Here is a 22474-nt window from a genome sequence, read left to right on the forward strand (position 1 = left end):
CGCCCGGCCTATGCGGCTTCGACCATCGAGACCGCCGACTCCATGTCGACAGCCACGATGCGCGACACGCCCTGCTCCTGCATCGTCACGCCGATCAGCTGTTCGGCCATTTCCATGGCGATCTTGTTGTGGCTGATGAAGAGGAACTGGGTTTCGCGGCTCATGGCGGAGACGAGTTTGGCATAGCGCTCGGTGTTGGCGTCGTCCAGCGGCGCGTCCACTTCGTCGAGCAGGCAGAAAGGCGCCGGGTTCAGCTGGAAGATGGCGAACACGAGCGCGATGGCCGTGAGCGCCTTCTCGCCGCCCGACAGCAGGTGGATGGTCTGGTTCTTCTTGCCGGGAGGCTGCGCCATCACCTGCACGCCGGAGTCGAGAATTTCGTCGCCGGTCATCATGAGCTTGGCGTTGCCGCCGCCGAAGAGCTCCGGGAACATGCGGCTGAAGTGTTCGTTGACGATCTTGAAGGTGCCGCCAAGCAGGTCGCGCGTCTCGGCGTCGATCTTGCGGATGGCGTCTTCCAGCGTGCCGATGGCTTCGTTCAGGTCGGCCGACTGCGCGTCGAGGAAGGTCTTGCGCTCGCTGGCAATGGCGAGTTCGTCCAGGGCTGCCAGGTTCACCGCGCCGAGCGCCGCCACCTCGCGGTTGAGGCGGTCGATCTCGCCTTGCAGGCCGGTGAGCCGCACCTTGTCGGTCTCGATCGACTTCTCGATCGCCTCGAGGTCGGCGCCGGCGTCGTCCAGAAGCTGCTGGTACTGCTCGACGCCCAGGCGCGCTGCCTGCTCCTTGAGCTGGAACTCGGTGATGCGCTGGCGCAGCGGGTCGAGCTCGCGCTCGAGCTGCAGGCGTCGCTCGTCGCTCGCGCGCAGCTTGAGCGTGAGGTCGTCGTACTGGCTGCGCGCCGCGCCCAGCGCAGTCTCGCGTTCGAGCTTGAGCGCGAGCGCATCCTGCAGGCCGGCCTGCGCGGCCGCATCGGACAGGCGGCCCAGCTCCGCGCGGGCGCGCTCGTCCTCGTCGGTCAGCGCCACGGTCTGCTGCGCGGCGGTCTCGATGGAGCGGTTGAGTTCGGCGCGGCGGGCTTCGAGCGTGCGCTGCGAGAAGGTGGCTTCCTGCGCCTGGCGTTCGAGACTGCGGTGCTGCTCGCGGCTTGCGGCCAGCGCACGGTTGGCCTCGATCACGCGTTCGTCGAGCTCGGCGTGGCGCTCCTGGGCATCGGCCAGCTGCATGTCGAGTTCCTCGAAGCGGCCCTCGGCGGCGATGCGCCGTTCCTGCAGTTCCTCGAGTTGTGCGTCGACTTCGCCGATGTCGGCGGACAGCTGCTGGCTGCGGGCACGGGTCTGCTCGGCCAGCTGCGTCATGCGCAGCGTCTCGACCTGCAGCTCGTGCGCGCGCGACTGGGTTTCGGCCGCTTCACGCCGGGCCGTGACGAGGCGCGAGGCGGCGTCGGCATAGGCGGCTTCGGCACGGACCAGCGCGGTGCGCGCTTCCTCGGTGATGAGCGTCTGGGCGCGCAGCTGGCGCTCAAGGTTTTCCATTTCCTGCTGGCGCGCCAGCAGGCCAGCCTGCTCGGAATCGGGTGCGTAGAAGTTGACGCTGTGCGCGGAGACGGCATGGCCGCTCTGCACGTAGATGACCTCGCCCGGCTGCAGCGAGCCGCGCTGGGCCAGCGCCTCCTCGAAGCTCGCGGCGGTGTAGCAGCCGTGCAGCCAGTCGTTCAGCAGCGCCTGCTGACCGGCATCGTTCAGCCGCAGCAGGCTCGACAGGCGCGGCAGCGTTGCCGAACCCTCGGGCACGCCTGCGGCCGGCGGGCTGTAGAAGGCCAGCTTGGCAGGCGGCGCATCGTTGCCGAAGGCGCGGACCATCTCCAGCCGGCTGACCTCGAGCGCTCCCAGGCGCTCGCGCAGCGCGGCCTCGAGCGCGTTCTCCCAGCCCTGCTCGATGTGGATGCGGCTCCACAGGCCCTGCAGGCCTTCGAGGCCGTGCTTGGCGAGCCAGGGGGCCAGCTTGCCGTCGGTCTTGACCTTTTCCTGCAGCGCGCGCAGCGCCTCCAGGCGGGCCGAGAACTCGGCGTGGCGGGCGCCCTCGGTGTTGACGGCCTGTTGCTTCGTACGGCGGTCGTCGTCAAGCTGCGGCACGGCTTCGAGCAGCTCCTGCAGGCGCGCATCGGATTCGCTCGCCGCCTCCTGCGCCATCGCGTACTGCTCCTGCATGTCGAGCAGGCGGGCCTCGTCGGGCGCGGCCAGTGCGTTCTGGTCGGCGCGCAGGCGTTCGCTGCGCTGCATGAGCTGGCGGCTCTGTTCCTCGATGTTGCGCTGGTCGGCGGCCAGCACCTGGATCTGCTGCTGCACCTGCGACACGGTCGTGCGCTGGGCGTTGGCTTCGTCCTGCGCGCGCTGCACAGCTTCTTCGAGCTCGGGCATGCGCGCATCGTGCTCCTCGAGCTGTGCGGCCAGCATGATGGCCTGCTCCTCGGCATCGACGCCCGCGCCGGCCAGGGTCTCGATCTCGGCTTCGGCTTCCTCGCGGCGGCGGCCCCATTGGCCCATCTGCTCGCGCAACTGGACGAGGCGCTGCTCGACGCGCTGGCGGCCCTCGACCACGAAGCGGATCTCGCCTTCGAGCCGGCCGACTTCGGCGCTGGCCTCGTAGAGCTTGCCTTGCGCCTGGTTGACCTGGTCGCCGGCGCCGTAGTGGGCCTGGCGTACGGTTTCGAGCTCGGCCTCGATGTGGCGCAGGTCGGCCGTGCGCGATTCGAGGTCGTTGATGGCACGCTCGGAATCGGCCTTGATCTTCGCCTGGTCGGCATTGCTCTCGCTGCGCTTGAGGAACCACAGCTGATGCTGCTTCTTCGTGGCATCGCCCTGCAGCGCGTTGTAGCGGGCGGCCACCTCGGCCTGCTTCTCGAGCTTTTCGAGGTTGGCGTTGAGTTCGCGAAGAATGTCTTCCACTCGCGTGAGGTTCTCGCGCGTGTCGCCCAGGCGGTTCTCGGTTTCGCGGCGGCGCTCCTTGTACTTGGAGACGCCGGCGGCCTCCTCGAGGAAGAGGCGCAGCTCCTCGGGCTTGGATTCGATGATCCGGCTGATCGTGCCCTGCCCGATGATGGCGTAGGCGCGCGGGCCGAGGCCGGTGCCCAGGAACACGTCCTGCACGTCGCGGCGGCGCACCGGCTGGTTGTTGATGTAGTAGCTGCTGGTGCCGTCGCGGGTCAGCACCCGGCGCACCGCGATCTCGCTGAACTGGTTCCACTGGCCGCCGGCGCGGTGGTCGGCGTTGTCGAACACCAGTTCCACGCTCGAACGGCTGGCCTGCTTGCGGGTCGTCGTGCCGTTGAAGATCACGTCCTGCATCGACTCGCCGCGAAGCTCCGAGGCGCGCGATTCGCCGAGCACCCAGCGCACCGCATCCATGATGTTCGACTTGCCGCAGCCGTTGGGCCCGACGACGCCCACCAGTTGGCCCGGCAGCATGAAGTTGGTGGGTTCGGCGAACGACTTGAAGCCCGATAGCTTGATGGAATTAAGACGCACGACTTGTCGGCCTGCCTTGGCTGTAGAGCCAAGGTATTGATTTGTAAGGAAAATTGCACGGGCCCGCAGCTTGCAGCAGGCCGCCGCCCCAGCCGTGGATGATAACGTCAGGGCATGCACGATTCCCCGGTTTCACCCCTCGCCGCACGATGGGCCCGCCGCCCGGCGCGCATGGCCACCCGGCTTGCCGTTCTGCTCGCCGCCCTGGTCGGCATGGCCGGCTGTTCGTCGATGCGCGACACCGAGCGTGCCGAGCCCTACACCAACCAGGAGTGGCTGCAGTCCGGCGCCAACCGCATCGCCAATCTCTCGCTGCGCGACAACCTGCAGTCGGTGCGGCGGGTGCAGAGCACGCTCTACAAGCGCAACCCACGCGAATGGCGCAAGTCGGCCGCCAGCATGGACGAAGCCATCCAGCGCGCCTGGGATGCCGTGCTCAAGGGCCCGCCACTGCCCGAACTCAAGGGCGCCAGCGGCATCGACGCCATCCGCATGGCCTTCGACACCACGCCGCAGGGCTACCAGGGCGACCGCGTCGCGGCGCTGGTCTACGGCTGGGCCACCATGCTCAAGCAGGCCAACGGCGACACCTGGGACCAGACCATGCTCGACGGCGTCAACGCCGAGAACAGCTTCCGGGCCGCGCGCAACTTCGAGATCTCGCTGTGGCTGATCTCCTCCAAGACCGGCCCCGACGGCCAGCCACTGCTGCTGGCCACCGAGATCAGCGACCGCGGCCGCAATCTCGTGGCCGACCGCGAACTGTCGAAGGTGGTGGCGCGCCTCGACCTCATGGCTGCACAGGCGGACGAGAAATACCGCCGGGCTGCGCTCGACTTCGGGCAGAACTGGGTGATGGGGGTGGTCATGCCCCTGTTCACGCTCGTGCCCAAATGAGCCGGGCGGGCGCGTCTCTTGCTGCACGCCGTTACGCGATGGCCGCGGGTGGCAAGCCGAAGCAGAAAACCGCCCCCTAGAATGGCCCGGCCCTCCCCCTCTCTTCCTCAACCCATGCGAGGCAGCAGCAACTCATGAGCTCCATCAACTTCATCGGCGGCGAAAAAGGCGGTGTAGGCAAGTCGGTCACCGCGCGGGTGCTGGCCCAGTACTTCATCGACCACAGCCGGCCCTTCACCGGCTTCGACACCGACCGCTCGCACAGCTCCTTCACCCGCTTCTACGAAGGCTTCGCCTCGCCGGTGGTGGTCGACAGCTTCGAGGGCCTGGACACGGTCGTCAACGGCTTCGAGACCAATCCGCAGCAGAGCGTGATCGTCGACCTCGCGGCGCAGACGCTGGCGCCGCTGGCGCGCTGGATCAAGGAATCGGACCTCTTCGACGTGTTCGCCGAAATCGGCGTCACCGTCAACTTCTGGCACGTGCTGGACGACGGCAAGGACTCGACCGACCTGCTCGGCACGCTGATCGACACCTTCGGCAACCGCCCCAACTACATCGTGGTGCAGAACTACGGACGCGGCAGCGACTTCGGCATGCTGCTGGGCTCGCAGTCGCTATCGAAGGCCACCGCGAACGGCGCCCGCGTGATCGCCCTGCCGCGCCTGCACGACGCGAGCATGCGCAAGATCGACGCGCAGAACACCAGCTTCTGGAAGGCCGTGAACGACCGCGACGGCCCGCATGCGCTGGGCCTGCTGGAGCGCCAGCGGGTGAAGTCGTGGCTGGCCACGGCCTACGCGGCCTTCGACACGCTGCCCCTTTGAGCCTTCGCCCGGTCGGTCGAGGCTGCGCGCGCTCGGGCAGACCCTGCATCCCACAAGAACAGAAAGAGGGAGATTCGCCTTGCACATCCACGTCAACCGGAACGGCCAGGCCTTCGGCCCCTACGAAGAGAGCGAGGCCAGGGCGCTCTATGCCCGGGGCAACATCGCCGCCACGGACATGGTCTGGCGCGAGGGCATGGCCGAATGGCAGACGGCCCTGCAGATGTTCGGCGATCGGGCGACGCAGCCCGGTGCGCCTGCCGCCGTCTCGCCACCTCCCTTGCCGCCGCAGCAGGTGCCCGCGGTGCCGGGCTACGCCGCGCCGCCGTCCTCCTACGGAAAGCAGACCGTGGTCCCGCAACAGGACCTGCCGCCCAGGCTGCATTGGGCGCTGGTCCTGTTGTTCACGGTGCTGAGCTTCGGCATCTTTGCCCTCGTCTGGCCCTTCATCCAGTCGACCTGGGTGCGCAAGATCGATCCTCGATCCAATGCGACCCTGTACCTGATCGGCTACATGATCCTGGCGGTCATCGGGGGCCTGATGGACAGCGCCTCCGACTCCTCGGGCAACCAGGGGCGTGACCTGCTGCTGCAGATCCTGTCGTACGTGCTCTTCTATTGCGGGTGCTACTCGATGAGGCGCTCGATGATCGAGCACTACAACAATGTCGAACCGATCGGACTCAGGCTCTCCGCAGCCATGACCTTCTTCTTCGCCATCTTCTACCTGCAGTACCACATGACGCGGATCGCCAGGTGGAAGGCGACCGGAGACATCACGCCGCAGTAGCCGCCGCCGTGTTCCGGAGCAGGGTCCCTCAGATCATTCCGCCGTTGATCGAGATCACCTGCCCCGTGATGTAGCCCGCATCCTCGCTCGCGAGGAACGAGGCCAGCGCCGCCACTTCCTGCGGCGTCCCGGCGCGCTTCACCGGCACCATCTGGTTGATGACGGCGGGGTCGAACACCGCATCGGCCATCGGCGACGAGATGATCCCCGGCGCGATGGCGTTCACCGTCACGCCGCGCGAGGCCACTTCGAGCGACAGCGCCTTGGTCGCGCTGTTCAGCGCACCCTTGGCCGCGGCGTAGTTGACCTGCCCCCTGTTGCCCGCGATGGCCGCCACCGACGAGATGTTCAGGATGCGCCCCCAGCGCGTGCGCATCATCGGCAGCAGCAGCGGCTGCGTGACGCGGAAGAAGCCGTTGAGCGACACGTCGATCACCTTGTGCCACTGGTCGGCGCGCATGCCGGGCAGCACGGCGTCGTCGTGCACGCCCGCGTTGTTGACGAGGATCTGCACCGGCCCGCCTTCGAGGATGCGCGCGCAGGCGGCTGCCGAAGCCTCGTCGCTGCACAGGTCGAAGACGTGGCATTCGGCCTTGCCGCCCGAAGCCGTGATCGATGCCGCCAGCTGCTCGACCGCCTCGGGCCGCGAATTGGCGTGCAGCAGCACCGTGGCGCCGTCGCGCGCCAGGCGCTCGGCCATGGCGGCACCGAGCGCGCCGCTGGCGCCCGTGATCAGTGCGCGTTTTCCTTCGAGGCTCATGGAGACGGCGTGCTTTCTTGTGCTGCCGCGGCGAGCGGCGTGTTCAGGACCACCACGGCGCGGCCTTCGGCCAGCATGCGGCCGTCCTCGGCCGCCACCGTGAATTCATAGAGGATTTGCCGGTCGTCGCCCGACAGGCGCCGGGCCCCGACTTGCAGGGCGCCGGCCACGTCGTCCAGCCGCGCCACCGCCAGCCTCACGTTGCGCGCGCTCGCGAGAAAGCCGGCCGACGGCGCGCTGCCCTCCTCTGCCAGCAGGCAGCCATGCAGGGCCATGGCCTGCGCGGCGTATTCGATGGCGTTCGGCGCCAGCAGCCCGCTTTCGGTGCGCAGAGGGTTGTCTGCCAGCGCGTGGGTGGTGGTGGTACAGCGGATGGATTCGGTGTCCCAGCCTTCGAGCCGCTCCAGCAGGCACATGCTGCCGCTGTGCGGAATGCGCAGGGCGATGCCCGCGCGGTCGAGCGTCTGTGGCGCGGTCAAGCGGCCGGCTCCAGGTCGGCCACCAGCAGCACGTTGGCGAAGGGAGTGCCTTCGCTCATCGGAATGCTCTGCACTCGGAAGCCCAGGCGGTCCAGCACAGCCGTCCACTCGGCCAGCGGACGGCCCCAGGTCGGCGAGACCTTGTGGCCGCGGATGCGCGTGACCGTGCGGTCCACCCACTGGCTGATGGCGAAGCCGCGCCGGCTGGACGCATCGCCCACGCGCAGCAGCAGCCGCGCGTGCGGGTTGCCGCCACGGCGCAGTGCGTCGCGCACGCGCAGCAGCACGCCCTCCTGCGCTTCGAGGTTGACGTAGTGCAGCACGTCGAGGATCACGACGAGGTCGCACTCGGGCAGATCGGCCTTGCACATGTCGGCGCAGACCAGCCGGGGCGTGGGCTCCAGGTGGCCGATGGAGGCCTCGGCGCGCGCCACGTCCTTGGGCATGAGCTCGATGCCGGTGTAGTCCGCGCCGTGCGGCGTGGCGTCCCACGACGAGGGCCATCGGCCCTGCTTCTGCATCGCGCTCATCGAGGCCAGCAGGCTCGCGAAAAGGCCCTGGCCGCAGCCGATGTCGACCACGCGCTGGTGCTGCGCGCCGAAGAGCCGGCGTTCGAGGAGCCCGCGGAACACCGGGTCGCGTCCCAGCTTCCCGCGCGCGAAGTGCCAGGCGAAGTTGCCACCCTTCTTGTACGGAATGGTGGCGGCCTCGTGCAGCTCGCGCCACGCGACCTCGGTCGAAAGCGAAGGCGACATCGCGGCGTTCATGGTTTCAGCCCTTCCGGCAGGGTCACGGAGCGCAGTCCATCGGCGCGCAGGCGTTCGAGCAACAAGGGCAATACCTCCAGCAAAACAGGTTGTCCCGCAGCGGTGCGCGCGGCGTTGCCGTCATGCAGCAACAGGATGTCGCGCGCCTGCAGGTTGCGGCTCAGGCGCGCCATCACCTTGGCGGCGTCGCCCTCGCGGGTGTCGAAGCCGCGCCGCGTCCAGCTCACGAGCGAGAGGCCGAGGCGGTGCAGCACGGGTTCCAGGAACGGGTTGCGCAGGCCGGCCGGCGCGCGGAAACAGGTCGGGCGCTGGCCGGTGACCTCGGCGAGGATGTCCTGCGCCCGCGCGATCTCGGCGGCGAAACCGCGCGGCCCGAGAAACGAGAAGTTGTGCCGGTGCCGCGCCGTGTGGTTCTGGATGCTGTGGCCACGCGCGACGATCTCGCGCGCCAGCGCCGGCTGCGCCAGCACCCGCTCGGCGATGCAGAAGAAGGTGGCGCGCTGGCCGTGCGCATCGAGCAGGTCGAGCACGCGTGGCGTGACCTCGGGCTCGGGGCCGTCGTCGATGGTGATGGCGACTTCGCGCCGCGCCGCGGCCGCCTCGGGCAGCCGGGTGACGTTCGGGCCCAGCAGGCTGCTGCGCGGCGTGAGGCCCGCGCCGGTGATCAGCGCGTGGTTCAGCACGATTGCGCCCACGGCCCACGGCAAGGCGCCCGGCACCAGCACGCCCGCGCCGATGGCTGCCACGTGCCAGGCCGCGCTGGCGCGGATGGCCGGCGGCCAGGGCCAGGATTCGTTGGTGGACGCGGGAGCGGAAGACATGGCGCCGGATTTTCCCCTCATGCGCCGCGCGAAGCCTTCGAAGGCCCCACTCGCCGCGCGAAAGCCGCCGACAGCAGCAGCGCCAGCAGCGCCCCCGGCGCGACCACCCGGCCGATGGACGACAGCGCCGGAATGTCGGAGATCGCGATCAGCCCGAAGGACACCACGGTCGTCAGGTTGGCCAGCATCAGCGAGGCCAGCGTGTCTTCGTCGGCCCTGCCGGTCGTGCGCAGCTGGTCGAAGAAGAGCGCGTAGTTCGAGCCCACCGCCACGATCAGCAGCAGCCCCACCAGGTGCAGGATGCCCAGCGCCGCCTGCAGCACCGCCATGCCTCCGAGCGTGAGCACCACTGCGAACAGCAGCGGCTGACACACGGCCAGCAGCCGGCGCCACGAGCGCAGGTAGATGCCGAGCAGCACCACCACCGCCAGCGCGCCGAGCAGCACCTGCACGAAGGCCTCGTGCAGGTAGCGCTGGTACAGGCTGGCCAGCTCGCGCCCCACGTCGACCACCTGCACTTCGGGCAGACCCGCCAGCGCCGCTTCGAGGCGGCCCTGGTCGAACTTCGCGCCGGGGTGCAGCACCACCAGCGTGCCCCAGCCGCCGCCAGGGCGCTGGTACATCAGCGTGTTCAGGACCGGCCCCAGCGGCCCCTCGGCCAGTTCGGCGCGCTGCACCGGCGGCAGCTTGCGCGCGGCCTCGATGTCGGCCAGGAAGGGCTCGAGCCGCGAGGCCGGCAGCGGCAGGCCCTTGGTGGCCTCGGCCAGATTGGCGCGCAGGGTCGCGGCATCGGGCAGGCCCGCGATGCGCGCGAGCTGCACCTCCATGCTCGGCAGCACGCGGGTGACGGTCTCGTAGCCGACCAGTTCGCCGCTGTCGACCAATGCATCCAGCTTCGCGGCGGCCGCCTCGGTGTGGCGCAGCGCGGCCTGCTCGTCGTCGCCGAAGGCGACCACCAGCACGCCGCCGTCGCTGGCGCCGATGTCGTTGCGCAGCATTTCGTCGAGCTGCTGGGAAGCCTTGGGCACCGGGCTCATGGCGCCGAGGTCGGCGCGCCACAGGTGGCCGCCCTGCCACAGCACCAGCGCCAGCGCCGCCACGCCCAGCGCTGCCAGCGGCCAGCGCAGGCGCGGCAGGCCGCGTACCAGCGCGCCTGCCAGCTGCGCCATGTAGCGGCGCATGCCCATGCCGGTGGCGCCATCGGGTGCCAGCACCGGCAGCACGTAGCGCGTGGCCAGCGCGGCCGAGACGAGCCCGGCGATGGAGAACACGCCCAGTTGCGCCAGCCCCGGGAAGCCCGAGAACACCAGCGCCGCGAAGCCGCACACCGAGGTCAGCAGCCCCAGCCGCACGGTGGGCCAGTTCAGGTCGCGCCAGCGCTGCCAGCCGGTACCGGCCACCGCGCCCGCGCCGACCTGGCGCGCCTGGATCAGGTAGTAGATGGCGTAGTCGACCGTCTCGCCGATCAGGGTGCTGCCGAAGCCCAGCGTAAGGCCGTGCACGGAGCCGAACACCAGGCTCACGCTCGCGGTGCCGATCACCACGCCGGTGGCCACCGGCAGGAAGGCGATCACCAGCGCGCGCGGCGAGGCGAAAGCCAGAAGCAGCAGCCCGCCCATGACGATGCCGCCCACCACGGCGAGATGGATCGCCTCGGTCTTGATCTTGTCGCGGCTCATCACCGAGAACACCGGCGGGCCGCTCAGCAGCAGCTTGGGAGCCTCGGCGCCCATGCCGCGCGTCGCGGCCTCGTAGGCCGAGTGCACGCGGGCGATGGCGACGGCCTGCGCGTCGAGGTCGCTGCCGGCGGCGCGCGTGGTGGCGATCATCAGCGCGCGCGGCGCGGTGCGCGACATCCACACGCCGTCCTCGCTGCGCGGCGAGCTGGCCGGCACCAGCTCCATGGCGATGCGCTGCGTCTCGCCGGTCGGGTCGCGGTCGAGGAAGGGCTTGATCACGTTGCCGGCCGGCGTGCCCAGCATCGACAGAGTCTCGTTGATCGCGTCGCGCAGGCCCTCGACCGTGAAATGCCCCGGATTCATGCCCGGCGAGAGCTGGTAGCGGTGCTGGAACACCCAGGTGCCGCTGTCGCTCCAGTCGCTCACGTCGCCGTTCTGCACCAGCTCGAAGAGCTTGCTCTCGCGCATTTCCTTCGCAACCGCGCGCGACACGGTGGCCCGCTGCGCCGTGCTGCCGCCTTCGATGCCCAGCATCAGCGTGCGCGAGGCAACGCCGCTTTGCAGCTGCTCGATCAGCACGCGCTGGCGCACGTCGGGGCTCTTGGGCAGGAAGGCCGAGAGATCGGCGCCGATCTGCGTGCGCGCGATGACCACCACGCCGCACAGCAGCACCAGCAGCCATGCCAGCAGCACGGCCGCCCTGCGCCTCCAGGCCGGCGGACCGCCCGCCTGCTGCAGCTGCCCCGGCTGCATCACGGCGTGGTGCGTCCGGGAGCGCCGGCCGGCGCTGGAGCCGGCCCGGGGCCGGCGGCGCCCGGCGTGATGTTCATGACCGAGCGGTCGCCGCCGACGAATTCCATCTCGAGCCCCAGCACGTCGCTCGCGCGGCCGCTGATGCGCATGCTGCGCACCTGCGCGGCAAGGCGGCTGTCCAGCGGCGCGAGGTCGAGCGTCCACTTGGCGGCGGAGCCCGACACGGTGCTGCGGAAGTAGCGTTGCAGCGTGGCGCCGTCGCCCGTCAGCGTGCCGCGCATCGCTTCGACCAGGCCGAGCAGCTCGGGCATGCTGTCGAGCGCGAGCGTGCGGTTGCGACCGCCGCGCGAGAGCGTGAGCGTGTTGCCTTCGACCGCCATCGTCTCGACGCGCGGCGACAGCGTGCGGCGCACCAGCTTGTCGGGCGCGTCGAAGCTCAGCGTGCCGCTGGCGTCCAGCGGGCCTTCGAGGCCGTGCACGAAGCGCTGCTCGGTGAAGCGGGCCTCCCCGCTCTTCTGTTTGGCCAGCAGCGTCATCAGTTCGGGCAGGTCGAAGGCCGCCCAGGCCGGCACGGCGCAGAAGGCCAGCGCGAGCACGAATGCCCTGCAGAGCCGGTCAAGCCGCATCTTCGAGCCAGAAATCATGGAAATTGAACCAGTTGTAGGGGTACGCACGGCACATCGCCTCCAGGCGTGCCACGTAGGCTTCGACCGCCGCGCGGATGCGCTGCTCGCGCTCCGCCGGGCTGGCGGCCCGCTCGCCGAAATCGGCCAGCGGATCGAACCGGACATCGTAGCGCGCGCCGCCGCCGTACAGACCCGCCATGAAGAACACCTTGCGGCGCAGCAGCGCGGCCAGGCGGAAGGGACCGTCGTTGAAGACGGCAGGCTGCCCGAGGAAAGGCAGCACGATGTTGTTGCCGCGCTGGTGCGCGGGCTGCTCCTCGCCGCCGGGCAGCGTGCGGTCGGCCAGCATGCCGCCCATGCCGCCGCTGTCGAGCCAGTCGCGAAGCTCCAGCATCGAATGCGGCCGGCCCAGCGCGATGACGTGGGGGCGCAGCTCGGGCACCGCGATGGCGTTGAGGATGCCCGTGATGCGCCGCGCGTTGTCCGGGTACATCAGCATCGCGACGCGCAAGTGGCGCTGGTGCGTCTGCTGCTTGCAGGCGCCCAGCGCCTCGAAGCTGCCGACGTGGGCGCCGAGCAGGAAGGCGCCCCGCCCGTTCGCCATCTCGAGGTCGAGCGGCTCGTTGCCCCGGATCTTCACCTGGAACAGGTCCATGCGCCCGCGCAGGAAATACACGCGGTCGAGCACCGTCGAGGCGAAGGCATGCAGCAGCCGGAAGCCGTCGACCCAACCCGCCTGCGGCCCGATGGCGCGGAACAGGTAGCGCTTGATGTGCCGGCGCTGCGCCGGTGCGAACAGCAGGAAGTACAGGGCAATGGGCGGCAGCAGCAGCCGCGTGATGTGCCGGCCGAACACCAGCGCCATCATCACGATGAAGCGCAGCGCGAGCATGTTGCTGCGCTCCGGCGCGCGTGCCCAGTCGCCGCCCTCGCCACGCTCCCCCTTGGGTTCCGCCTGGCCGGTGCGGGAAGCCTCGTCCAGGGCGCGCCTCTCGACGTCGGTGTGCTTCATCAGCCCGACTCTTGCACGCCGGTCCAGCGGCCGGTGACAGCCACCACGCCGTCGCAGCGAACGTCGAATCGCACGCCGCGCGAGGCGCCGGCCTCAGGATTCAGTTCGATGGAGAGCACGGCGCCGGGCCGCACGGGCGCGAGGAACTTGGCCGCGGCCAGCGTGGGATGCCCGCCCAGCCGAGTGACCAGCGCCGGCACGCGGCGGATGGCCTCCATCACCTCGGCCAGCACCAGCGCGCCGGGCAGCAGCGGCTGGCCCGGAAAATGGCCGGCGAACACGGGGTGATCGGCCGGCACCGCATGGGCCATCTGCACCGGCGTATCGTCTTCCGCGAGCTGCGCCAGCGCGAATTCGCGCAGTGCCCGCACTGTGAGCTTGCCCGTGCCCTCGCGCGGGAAGGACTTCACCTGCACCACGCGGCGCGGCACGAAAACCGCCTCCAGCCGCTGGCGCAGCGCGGCGATGATCTCGCCCGCCGACAGCGTGGGCGCGACCACGAAGGCCACCGGCCGCACCACGCCGTCGGCCACCTCGTCGGGCAGCCAGAAGGCGCCGTCGTCCACGCCGGGGATGCTGTTGAGGTGGAAATTCAGGTGCGCGAGCGAACTGCGCCGGCCCGCCACGTGGATCAGGTCATTGGCGCGGCCGAAGAGCCGGAAGCGGCGCTCGTCCAGCAGCTCGAGCACGTCGGCCATGGGCGTGGGCTCGGGCATGAAGTCGCCGCTGAAGATGAAGCGCTCGGGCCCGCCGTCGGCCGAGGGCTCGGCATGCACGCGGATCTCGCCGAAGGTTTCCCAGATCTCGTTGTCGGTGGTGCGGCGCGTGGCGACCTGGCCCGACTCGGTGCTGCCGTAGATTTCGAGCAGCACGCCGCCCATCGCCTGCTCGGCCTGCTGCGCGAGCTGCGGGGACAGCGGCGCGGTGGCCGACAGGATCAGGTCGACCGGCGGCAGCTCGATGCCCGAGAGCAGCAGCGTCTTGAGGTGGAACGGCGTGGTCACCAGCGCGCGCGGGCGCGGCACCGAGGCCAGCGTCTTCGCGACGTCGGCCGGGAAGAATGGCCGGCCGCTCTCGAAGGCCGCGCCGCCCAGCATCGCCAGCAGCACCGACGACTCCAGGCCATAGCTGTGCTGCACCGGCACCGTGGCGACCAGGGTCAGGCCTTCGAGCGTCGGGCGCTCCAGCACCCGGCACAGGCGCTTGACGGCCACGGCCACGTCGCCCACCAGCGTGCGCCAGGTCTTGGCGTGCGGCTGGGGGACGCCGGTGGAGCCCGAAGTCAGCAGGCTCGCGGCGTGCATGCCCGCGTCGATGCGCGGCACGTCCACGGGAGCATCATCCGCGGGGCCGGCCAGTCCTTCGAGCAGCAGGCACTCGATACCCGGCGTCTGAATGTGCGAGGCGTCGGTGTGCGCGAAAAGCGGCGAGCCGTGCGATTCGAGCAGCCGCGAGATCGTGTCGGGCCGCGCGTCGGGCGGCAGCATGCTCGCACGGCCGCGCACCAGCGCCGCGCCGAGGCTCACCGCGAAGGCATAGCGGTCGCCGCAGAGATTGACGGCATCGCCCTCCGCGGGGAGCGTGGGAGCGAAGCGGGCCACGTCGGCCAGGAACTGGCGCGCGCTCACGGGAACGCCCGCGCGCCATGCGAGGGGTGCGTCGGGGTCGCGGTTCGCGAGCAGTGGCAGGAATCGGTTGTCGTCTGTCGTCACGCGGGCGGGGCCTGTGTCGAGGCCTGTTTCATTGGCCGCCGGGGCTGCTGTCAACCGACGACGTGCCATAGAACGCGCGCACCGCGTCCACGAGGCGCGTGCGTTCGAATTCGGGATGCAGCCGGTAGCGCACCAGGTGCTCGCCCACGAAGAGCAGCGTCACCATCACCGGCGACAGCACGTTGGCGAACAGCGACCAGTCGGAGAACGGCCGTGTCAGGTAGATGATGACCGAGGCCAGCACCATCACGGCGAAGAAGCCGGTCCAGATGCGCGTGAGCTGCGTGGTGTAGGAAAGCATGTGGCCGCGCAGCGGATGCACGCGCTGCGCGAACTGCGTGATCAGGGGCAGTCCCTTGCCGCGCAGCGTGGAGCCGAACCAGCCGCACAGCGCGCCGTTGATGGCCACGTGCTGCATCACGTACAGCCGGTTGGGGTCGCCCGCCTCGCCGAGGAAGACGAGCGAGAAGCCGCCGATGCCCACTGCAGCAGCAATGGCGACGCCCCAGCGGCCGAACCAGCTGCCGGCCAGGCCCATGGCTGCGAGCCACAGCGGACCGAGCAGCACGACCACCGCCCACGGCTGGGTCGCGTGGAACAGCGTCATCCAGTGGGAGAGGCCGGCATATGCGACCCCCACCACCAGCAGGAGCGCTATTCGCCATCGGGACATGGGATCAGGTGGCTACGCGATGCTGGGCGACGTGAGCCGCGAGCGTGCGCAGCGACTGGAAGATCTGCTGGTTGCGTTCGTCGTCGGAACGCAGCTGGAAGCCGTAGCGGCGCGAGACTTCGAGCGCCACTTCGAGGATGTCGATGGAGTCGAGGCCGAGACCTTCGCCGTACAGCGGTTCGGTCGGCACGATGTCCTCGGGAGCGACCTCGAGATTCAGCGCGTTCACGAGCAGCACGGCCAGCTCTTTTTCGATCGGCGACTGTTCGGAGGCGTCGCCGTTGGCGGGAATGGGGGGCTGGGCAGTCGATGACAAAAAAACCTCCTAAAACTTTTTCCTGAACCACCGTGCGGGCCGTGGATTATAGGAGTGCCGGTTGATTAGACTGCCCGCTTCCCATACGACGGAGCGCCCCATGGCCGACCCTCTTCTGATCGCACGGCACGACACCATCGAGTGCAACCTCCTGCCCGGCCTGGCCAACCGCCATGGCCTCATCACCGGCGCCACCGGCACCGGCAAGACCGTCACGCTGCAGACCATCGCGCAGAAGCTTTCCTCCATCGGTGTGCCGGTGTTCATGGCCGACGTCAAGGGCGACCTGACCGGCATCAGCCAGAAGGGCAGCATCGGCGACAAGCTGGCCGCCACGCTGAAGGAACGCGGCATCGAGCTGCCCGAGCCCGCCGCCTGCCCTGTCACGCTCTGGGACGTGTTCGGCGAACAGGGCCACCCGGTGCGCGCCACGGTCTCCGACATGGGCCCGCTGCTGCTGGGCCGCATGCTCGACGTGAACGAAACGCAGGCCGGCGTACTGAACCTGGTGTTCAAGATCGCCGACGACAACGGCCTGCTGCTGCTCGACCTGAAGGACCTGCGCGCGATGCTGCAGTACGTGGGCGAGAACGCGAGCCAGTTCACCACCCGGTACGGCAACATCAGCGCCGCCAGCGTGGGCGCCATCCAGCGCGGGCTGCTGCAGATCGAGACCCAGGGCGGCGACAAATTCTTCGGCGAGCCGATGCTCAACATCGCCGACTTCATGCAGACCGTGGGCGGCAAGGGCGTGGTCAACGTGCTCGCGGCCGACAAGCTCATGAATTCGCCGCGGCTGTACGCCACCTTCCTGCTGTGGATGCTGTCGGAGCTCTTCGAGCAGCTGCCCGAGGTCGGCGACCCCGAGCAGCCCAAGCTGGCCTTCTTCTTCGACGAGGCCCACCTGCTGTTCAACGAGGCGCCCAAGGCACTGGTGGAACGGATCGAACTGGTCGTGCGGCTGGTGCGCTCCAAGGGCGTGGGCGTGTATTTCGTTACGCAGAACCCGCTGGACATTCCCGACACCGTGCTGGCCCAGCTCGGCAACCGCGTGCAGCACGCGCTGCGCGCCTTCACCCCGCGCGACCAGAAGGCCGTGAAGGCGGCCGCCAGCACCATGCGCCAGAAGCCGGGCCTGGACATCGAGACCGCCATCACCGAACTCGCGGTCGGCGAGGCGCTGGTGAGCCTGCTCGACGAAAAGGGCCGCCCCAGCGTGACCGAGCGCGTGTTCGTGCTGCCGCCGGCCAGCCAGCTCGGCCCGATCACGCCCGAGCAGCGCAAGGCGCTGATCGACGGCTCGCTGGTCGCGGGGATCTACGAGAAGTCAGTGGACCGCGAATCGGCCTACGAAAAGCTAAAGGGCCGTGCCGAAAGCGCGCCGGACGCCCCTGCCCCTGCCGCGCCGGGCGCCGCCAAGGGCCCCGCCGAATCCTCGGGTTCGGGCATGGGCGGCATGCTCAACGACATGCTCTTCGGCACCACCGGCCCGCGCGGCGCCAAGCACGACGGGCTGGTGCAGACCATGGCCAAGTCGGCGGTGCGCACCATGGGCACCTCGGTGGGCAAGGAGATCCTGCGCGGCGTGCTGGGCGGGATCTTCGGCAGCAAGAAGCGCTGAGAGCCCAGGAACCGGCCCGCCTGACTGCTGCCTACCAGCGCAGCAGGCGCGGCCCCAGCAGCGCCCCCACCAGCACGGGCACCGCGATCCCGCTCACGTACCACACGGCGAGGAACGGCGCGGTCAGTTCCATGCAGTGCAGCGCATAGACCGAGGCTCCCACGCCACCTGCCAGCGCGCCGGCCGCCGCGCCCGCCAGCGCGGGCCGCGTGGGCGCCATGCCCTTGAGCGCGACAAGGGCGGCCGCGAACACCGGCAGCGCCATCAGCCCGATGCTCGCCGCGCAGATGCGCCACGACTGTCCCATCAGCGCCGGCATGCGATCGTCGGCCGGCATGGTGAACCAGGCAATCGCCGCCAGAAGCCACACCCCGAGCACCGGCAGCACCGCGCCCATCCAGGCATGCCGGGGCTTCACGCCCGGCCGCGCGAGCCGTTCGGCGGCCACGAAGCCGGCGGCCGCGATGCACAGCGGAAACAGCACCTTGACCCAGAACATCGGCCAGAACATGGCCTGCACGATGTCGTGCCGCACGCCGTAGCCGGCGAGCAGGATCGCGAACGAGAACGGAAGCCCCAGCAGCACCGCCAGCCAGATGCGCGAACTGGCGCGCCGGCGCGAGACGGCCACCTCGCCGTTGGCCAGCATCGAGACGAGGTCGTCGGTCTTCATGCCGCAGCCCCCCAGCCATGTCCGAAGCGGGCGGCCAGCGCCTTCAGCCCCCGGTGGATGCCGACCTTGACGGCCGATTCCGACATGCCGGTCAGGCTCGCGGTCTCGGCCACCGAGCGGCCCTCGATCTTGACGTGCACGATGGGCAGGCGCTGGCGCTCGGGCAGGGTCTCGAGCAGGCCACCCAGGTCGCGCTTGGCGTCGCTGGCCTCCTCGGCGGATTCGGCGAACACGGCCAGGTCGTCGTCCAGCGGCTCATGCAAATCTTCGCGGGCCGACTTGGCGCGCAGCAGATCGATCATCTTGTAGCGCGCGATGGCGTGCACCCAGGCCGTCAGCGGCTGGTCGCTCTGGTAGGTATGGCGCTGGTTGTGCATGGCGAGCAGGCATTCCTGGACGAGGTCTTCCACTTCATCGGGCCAGCCAAAGAGGCGCTTGCCCAGAAAGGCGCGCAAATGCGCGCTGAGCTGCAGCAGGAAGTCGCGGTAGGCCTTCGCGTCGCCGTCGAGGCCGCGGAGGAACAGGCCGCGCAGCGCCGCTTCCACGTCGCCGGGGTTCTTCCTGCTGCCTACGGTGTTTCGTTCCATCGGGCTGGCTGGTTACAGCCTTGTCGAAAAAGTTCCGGCCGATTGTGCCGGGGCCGGCGGCGCCGGCAGGGGCTGCTTCAGGGTTGCTTCAGGCACTGCTGGATGATCGGGCCGATTCGCGCCCCGACCTTTTCCTGGTCCTGCAGGTCGGCCACGGAGGTGTCCTTCATGACGCTGTCGGCCGCGCAGGTGCACAGCTTCCTGCGCTCTTCCTCCGACTTGTTCCCGCGCTCGCCCGCGCTCTTGACGCAGCTGCCGATGAAGCTCTCCCGGAAACTGGCCCTGAAGGCGGTATCGAAGCCTTCGGAGAAACCCTCCTTGGCCTTGTCACAACCGCTCAGGCCGAGCAGGCCCAGGGCGAGAAATACACAGGGAAGCACACGCATCGTTCTTTCCTCCATCGCATCCGGTCCATCCGCCGTCCCCGCGCATTGTTCCCCATTCGCGCCGCGGCTCGCGCGTGGCCCGTTGCTTGCAAGCCGCACGCCTGATCGGTACATTGCATTTTTTGAGGGCCACCAATGTCTGCTGACAGCACAACGATCCCTTCCGTCCCCGGCGGCGCCACCGGCGCGATGCCCCTCCCCCCGCTGCACCCCTCCACGTCGACCGGCCACATCCGGCTGACCTCGCACGCCGGCGGCTTCGGCGCGCTGCCCATCCGCTGGGGCGCAGCCACGGCAGCCGAGCGGGGGCCGGTGGTCGGCACCACCACCAAGCGGGCGCACCGCAACGTGATCGGCACGCACAGCGGCTCCTACAGCGTCTACCGGGCGCTCGCGGTGGCGGCCGGCGCGCTCAAGCGCGAGCACAAGGCCGACCTGACCAACACCGCGCCCACCGACACGATCGGCCCCTATCCGCAATGGAGCGAGCCGGGGCGCATCGTGTCGCTGGACCCGTGGGGCGCGCAGGTGGCCGAGGTGTTCGCCACCGAACTGGCGGCGGGCTACGACATCCGCCCGACCATCGCGATCACCAAGGCGCACGTGATCCTGCCGGAGGTGATCGAGGCGCTGCAGAAGGGCCGCCTCAAGGCCGACGGCAAGTTCCTCACCGCAGGCGGCGCCGCGATGGTGACCAAGGCCGCCATCGAGCCCGTGTGGTACCTGCCCGAGGTGGCGCGCCGCTTCGGCTGCTCCGAGACCGACCTGCGCCGCACGCTCTTCGAGGAGACCGGCGGCATGTACCCCGAGCTGGTCACGCGCTCCGACCTCGAGGTGTTCCTGCCACCCATCGGCGGGCAGACGCTCTACATCTTCGGCAACCCGCGCGACCTGGCCAACCCCGAGGTCGAGCTCACCGCGCGCATCCACGACGAGTGCAACGGCTCGGACGTGTTCGGCTCCGACATCTGCACCTGCCGGCCTTACCTCACGCACGCCATCGAGGAGTGCATCCAGGGCGCGCAGCGCGGCGGCGTCGGCCTCATCGCCTACTCGCGCAAGGAAGGCCGGGCGCTGGGCGAGGTGACCAAGTTCCTGGTCTACAACGCGCGCAAGCGCCAGGTGGGCGGCGACACGGCCGACCAGTATTTCGCGCGCACCGAGTGCGTGGCCGGCGTGCAGGACATGCGCTTCCAGGAGCTGATGCCCGACGTCTTCCACTGGCTCGGCATCAGGAAGATCCATCGGCTGGTGTCGATGAGCAACCTGAAGTTCGACGCGATCACCGGCTCGGGCATAGAGATCGGCGAGCGCGTGAACATTCCCGATGAACTGATTCCCGCGGACGCCCGCGTCGAGATGGACGCCAAGATGGCGGCGGGCTATTTCACGCCCGGCCCGGTGCCGGACGCCGAGGAACTCAAGAAGGCCAAGGGCCGGGGATTGAGCGAATGAGCAAGAACAGCAACAGCAGCAACGACGACCCCAACCTGCCGGTCGACGGCTCCGGCAGCCTGCCGCCCGGCGGCGCGGGCGAGGTCGATCCGTCCATCGAATTCAACGCCGACACCGCCCACCCGTCGGGCGCGGCCACGCTGCTGCGCACCACCGCGGCCATCCGCCAGCGCGCGAACGCCCTGCTGGCGCGCGCGCGGCGCGGCGAATCGCAGTGGTTCCGCATCGGCGGCGACGACGCGCTCGAGGACGCGGCGCGCACCGTGGCCGAGGTCACGCGCGAGCGCTATCCGTGGGACACCATCCCGTACCACAGCCGCTGGCGCCACTTCGAGGCCGGTGGCGTGAACCGGGTCGAGGAACTCGACAGGCTGCTCGGCAAGGTCGACGCACGCCAGCGCGCCAGCGCGCACATCGACCTGGTGCTGGTGAGCGTGCTGCTCGACGCCGGTGCCGGCGCCGGCTGGCACTACACCGAATCGGCCACCGGCCAGCGCTTCACGCGCTCCGAGGGGCTGGGCGTGGCGAGCTTCCACGCGTTCACGAGCGGCCTCTTCTCGTCCGACCCCGACCGGCCTTTCCAGGTCGATGCGGCCGGCCTGCGCGGCCTGGTCACCGAGCGGCTGGGCGACGCCTTCCAGGTGAGCGAGGTCAATCCGCTGGTCGGCCTCGCGGGCCGCGCTGTGCTGCTGCGCCGGCTGGGCGAGGCGATGAGCGAGCAGCCCGAGACCTTCGGCGACGAAGGCCGGCCCGCCGGCATGTTCGATGCACTGGTGGCGCCTTTCGGCGCGGCCACGCCACCCACCGCCGAGATCACGGCGCACCAGATCCTTTCGCTGCTGCTGGAGACGCTCTCGCGCATCTGGCCGGCGGCCAACGCGGTCGACAGCATCGCGGCCGACGGCAGCGACAGTCCGGGCGGCATCGGCTCGGGCGACCCGGCGTTGGCGCTCGGCGACTGCTGGCGCCACAGCGCCGTGCGCGGCCCCGGCCTCACCAATGGCTGGATGCCCTTTCACAAGCTCTCGCAGTGGCTCACGTACTCGCTGCTCGAACCCTTCGAGTGGGCCGGCGTGAAGGTGCGCCATCTCGACGCGCTCACCGCCTTGCCCGAGTACCGCAACGGCGGCCTGCTGATCGACAGCGGCGTGATCGTGCCGAAGGACCCGACCTTCCTCTCCCGCACCTGGAAGGTGGGCGACGAATTCATCGTCGAATGGCGCGCGCTCACCGTGGCGCTGCTCGACGAGGTGGCGCCGCGCGTACGCAAGGTGCTCGACCGCACCGAGGAGGAGCTTCCGCTGGCCTGCGTGCTCGAAGGCGGCACCTGGGCGGCGGGCCGCGCGCTGGCACAGCGCTTGCGTGACGGTGCTCCGCCCCTGCTGATCGAGAGCGACGGCACCGTCTTTTAGACTCTCGGGTTCCCTGTCTTTCAGCAACGCCACAAAGAACTCCAATGAGCAGCAACGTCCACCTCCTCGACCACCCCCTCATCCAGCACAAGCTCACGCTGATGCGCCGCAAGGATGCGTCCACCAACAGCTTCCGCCGGCTGCTGAACGAAATCAGCATGCTGATGGCCTATGAGGTCACGCGCGACATGCCGATGCAGGACATCGAGGTCGAGACCCCGCTCGAAACGATGCAGGCCAAGGTCATCGACGGCAAGAAACTGGTGCTGGTGTCCATCCTGCGCGCCGGCACGGGCATCCTGGACGGCATGCTCACCGTGGTGCCCGGCGCGCGCGTCGGCCATATCGGCCTGTACCGCGACCCCAAGACGCTGACGGCCGTGGAGTACTACTTCAAGATGCCCGGCGAGATGGAGAACCGCGACGTGATCGTGGTCGACCCGATGCTGGCCACCGGCAACTCGGCCGTGGCGGCGGTCGAGCGGCTGAAGGAGCTCAACCCCAAGTCGATCAAGTTCGTCTGCCTGCTGACCTGCCCCGAGGGCGTGGCGACGATGCAGAAGGCGCACCCGGACGTGGCGATCTACACCGCCGCGATCGACCGCGAGCTCAACAGCCATGGGTACATCCTCCCTGGCCTCGGTGACGCCGGCGACCGCATCTTCGGCACCAAGTAACCCCGCCCTCCAGCGCACACGCCATCG

21 protein-coding genes are annotated in these 22474 nt (G+C 69.6%); 7 read left to right on the plus strand and 14 right to left on the minus strand.

The features are described from left to right. Window positions 1-8: 8 nt before the first annotated feature. Window positions 9-3524 carry a chromosome segregation protein SMC gene (gene smc, locus EJP67_RS05405; protein WP_126020231.1) on the minus strand — a complete coding sequence of 1172 codons (3516 nt, stop codon included), beginning with the start codon at window positions 3522-3524 and terminating at the stop codon, window positions 9-11. A gap of 171 nt (window positions 3525-3695) precedes the next feature. On the opposite strand from smc, the gene EJP67_RS05410 reads away from it, so the two are divergent. The 3 genes from EJP67_RS05410 (at window position 3696) to EJP67_RS05420 (ending at window position 6038) form a co-directional block, all read left to right on the plus strand. Further along, window positions 3696-4421 carry a hypothetical protein gene (locus EJP67_RS05410; RefSeq protein ID WP_240650504.1) on the plus strand — a complete coding sequence of 242 codons (726 nt, stop codon included), beginning with the start codon at window positions 3696-3698 and terminating at the stop codon, window positions 4419-4421. A gap of 134 nt (window positions 4422-4555) precedes the next feature. Continuing rightward, window positions 4556-5248, plus strand: a complete 693-nt coding sequence (locus EJP67_RS05415) for a P-loop NTPase family protein (protein ID WP_126020235.1) — start codon at window positions 4556-4558, stop codon at window positions 5246-5248. 79 nt (window positions 5249-5327) lie between these two features. Beyond that, window positions 5328-6038 (plus strand): DUF4339 domain-containing protein, encoded by a 711-nt coding sequence (locus EJP67_RS05420; protein ID WP_165909553.1) that lies wholly within the window; start codon window positions 5328-5330, stop codon window positions 6036-6038. 28 nt (window positions 6039-6066) lie between these two features. On the opposite strand, the gene fabG is transcribed toward EJP67_RS05420, so the two are convergent. The 10 genes from fabG to EJP67_RS05470 are packed head-to-tail and all read right to left on the minus strand — an operon-like array spanning window position 6067 to window position 15636. Then, complete coding sequence (fabG, locus tag EJP67_RS05425; protein WP_126020239.1) at window positions 6067-6798, minus strand: 3-oxoacyl-ACP reductase FabG; 732 nt, start codon at window positions 6796-6798, stop codon at window positions 6067-6069. Further along, window positions 6795-7277, minus strand: coding sequence for a hotdog family protein (locus tag EJP67_RS05430; protein WP_126020241.1), 483 nt, complete (start codon window positions 7275-7277; stop codon window positions 6795-6797). Before EJP67_RS05430 ends, fabG begins: the two co-directional genes overlap by 4 nt. Continuing rightward, a complete protein-coding gene (locus EJP67_RS05435) occupies window positions 7274-8044 on the minus strand; it encodes a class I SAM-dependent methyltransferase (RefSeq protein WP_126020243.1) in 771 nt (256 codons plus the stop codon). The genes EJP67_RS05430 and EJP67_RS05435 overlap by 4 nt, the downstream gene beginning before the upstream one ends. After that, window positions 8041-8865, minus strand: coding sequence for a polysaccharide deacetylase family protein (locus tag EJP67_RS05440; RefSeq protein WP_206169447.1), 825 nt, complete (start codon window positions 8863-8865; stop codon window positions 8041-8043). The genes EJP67_RS05435 and EJP67_RS05440 overlap by 4 nt, the downstream gene beginning before the upstream one ends. 17 nt (window positions 8866-8882) lie before the next feature. Beyond that, window positions 8883-11297: an MMPL family transporter gene (locus EJP67_RS05445; RefSeq protein ID WP_126020247.1), complete on the minus strand. Its 2415-nt coding sequence runs from the start codon at window positions 11295-11297 to the stop codon at window positions 8883-8885. After that, on the minus strand, window positions 11297-11941 hold the full coding sequence (locus tag EJP67_RS05450; protein WP_240650505.1) for an outer membrane lipoprotein carrier protein LolA: 645 nt from the start codon (window positions 11939-11941) through the stop codon (window positions 11297-11299). Before EJP67_RS05450 ends, EJP67_RS05445 begins: the two co-directional genes overlap by 1 nt. Continuing rightward, window positions 11913-12935: an acyl-CoA synthetase gene (locus EJP67_RS05455; protein WP_126020249.1), complete on the minus strand. Its 1023-nt coding sequence runs from the start codon at window positions 12933-12935 to the stop codon at window positions 11913-11915. The genes EJP67_RS05450 and EJP67_RS05455 overlap by 29 nt, the downstream gene beginning before the upstream one ends. Further along, window positions 12935-14647 (minus strand): AMP-binding protein, encoded by a 1713-nt coding sequence (locus tag EJP67_RS05460; protein ID WP_126020251.1) that lies wholly within the window; start codon window positions 14645-14647, stop codon window positions 12935-12937. The genes EJP67_RS05455 and EJP67_RS05460 overlap by 1 nt, the downstream gene beginning before the upstream one ends. A 28-nt stretch (window positions 14648-14675) precedes the next feature. After that, the gene (locus EJP67_RS05465) at window positions 14676-15320 is read right to left on the minus strand and encodes a COG4648 family protein (protein WP_126020253.1); all 645 of its coding nucleotides are present in this window, start codon (window positions 15318-15320) and stop codon (window positions 14676-14678) included. Window positions 15321-15324: 4 nt separating this feature from the next. Further along, entirely contained in the window at window positions 15325-15636 is a 312-nt protein-coding gene (locus EJP67_RS05470) for a phosphopantetheine-binding protein (protein WP_093194980.1), read from the minus strand. A gap of 100 nt (window positions 15637-15736) precedes the next feature. Between EJP67_RS05470 and EJP67_RS05475 the strand changes: the two genes are divergently transcribed. After that, entirely contained in the window at window positions 15737-17257 is a 1521-nt protein-coding gene (locus EJP67_RS05475; protein ID WP_126020255.1) for a helicase HerA-like domain-containing protein, read from the plus strand. A 31-nt stretch (window positions 17258-17288) separates the two neighbouring features. On the opposite strand, the gene EJP67_RS05480 is transcribed toward EJP67_RS05475, so the two are convergent. From EJP67_RS05480 to EJP67_RS05490, 3 genes are all read right to left on the minus strand, one after another. Then, window positions 17289-17930 carry an NrsF family protein gene (locus EJP67_RS05480; RefSeq protein WP_126020257.1) on the minus strand — a complete coding sequence of 214 codons (642 nt, stop codon included), beginning with the start codon at window positions 17928-17930 and terminating at the stop codon, window positions 17289-17291. Beyond that, window positions 17927-18517, minus strand: coding sequence for a sigma-70 family RNA polymerase sigma factor (locus EJP67_RS05485; protein WP_126020259.1), 591 nt, complete (start codon window positions 18515-18517; stop codon window positions 17927-17929). The genes EJP67_RS05480 and EJP67_RS05485 overlap by 4 nt, the downstream gene beginning before the upstream one ends. A gap of 77 nt (window positions 18518-18594) precedes the next feature. Next, window positions 18595-18903: a hypothetical protein gene (locus EJP67_RS05490; RefSeq protein ID WP_126020261.1), complete on the minus strand. Its 309-nt coding sequence runs from the start codon at window positions 18901-18903 to the stop codon at window positions 18595-18597. Between the two features lie 135 nt (window positions 18904-19038). Between EJP67_RS05490 and EJP67_RS05495 the strand changes: the two genes are divergently transcribed. From EJP67_RS05495 to upp, 3 genes are read left to right on the plus strand one after another with little or no spacing between them, the layout of a single operon-like run. Continuing rightward, window positions 19039-20358 (plus strand): GTP cyclohydrolase II, encoded by a 1320-nt coding sequence (locus EJP67_RS05495; RefSeq protein WP_206169448.1) that lies wholly within the window; start codon window positions 19039-19041, stop codon window positions 20356-20358. Beyond that, the gene (locus EJP67_RS05500) at window positions 20355-21770 is read left to right on the plus strand and encodes a URC4/urg3 family protein (protein ID WP_126020263.1); all 1416 of its coding nucleotides are present in this window, start codon (window positions 20355-20357) and stop codon (window positions 21768-21770) included. Before EJP67_RS05495 ends, EJP67_RS05500 begins: the two co-directional genes overlap by 4 nt. Window positions 21771-21814: 44 nt before the next feature. Then, on the plus strand, window positions 21815-22447 hold the full coding sequence (gene upp / locus EJP67_RS05505) for a uracil phosphoribosyltransferase (protein ID WP_093194973.1): 633 nt from the start codon (window positions 21815-21817) through the stop codon (window positions 22445-22447). Window positions 22448-22474 lie beyond the last annotated feature (27 nt).

The sequence above is a fragment of the Variovorax guangxiensis genome (assembly GCF_003952165.1).
GTDB classification, from domain to species: domain Bacteria; phylum Pseudomonadota; class Gammaproteobacteria; order Burkholderiales; family Burkholderiaceae_C; genus Variovorax; species Variovorax guangxiensis.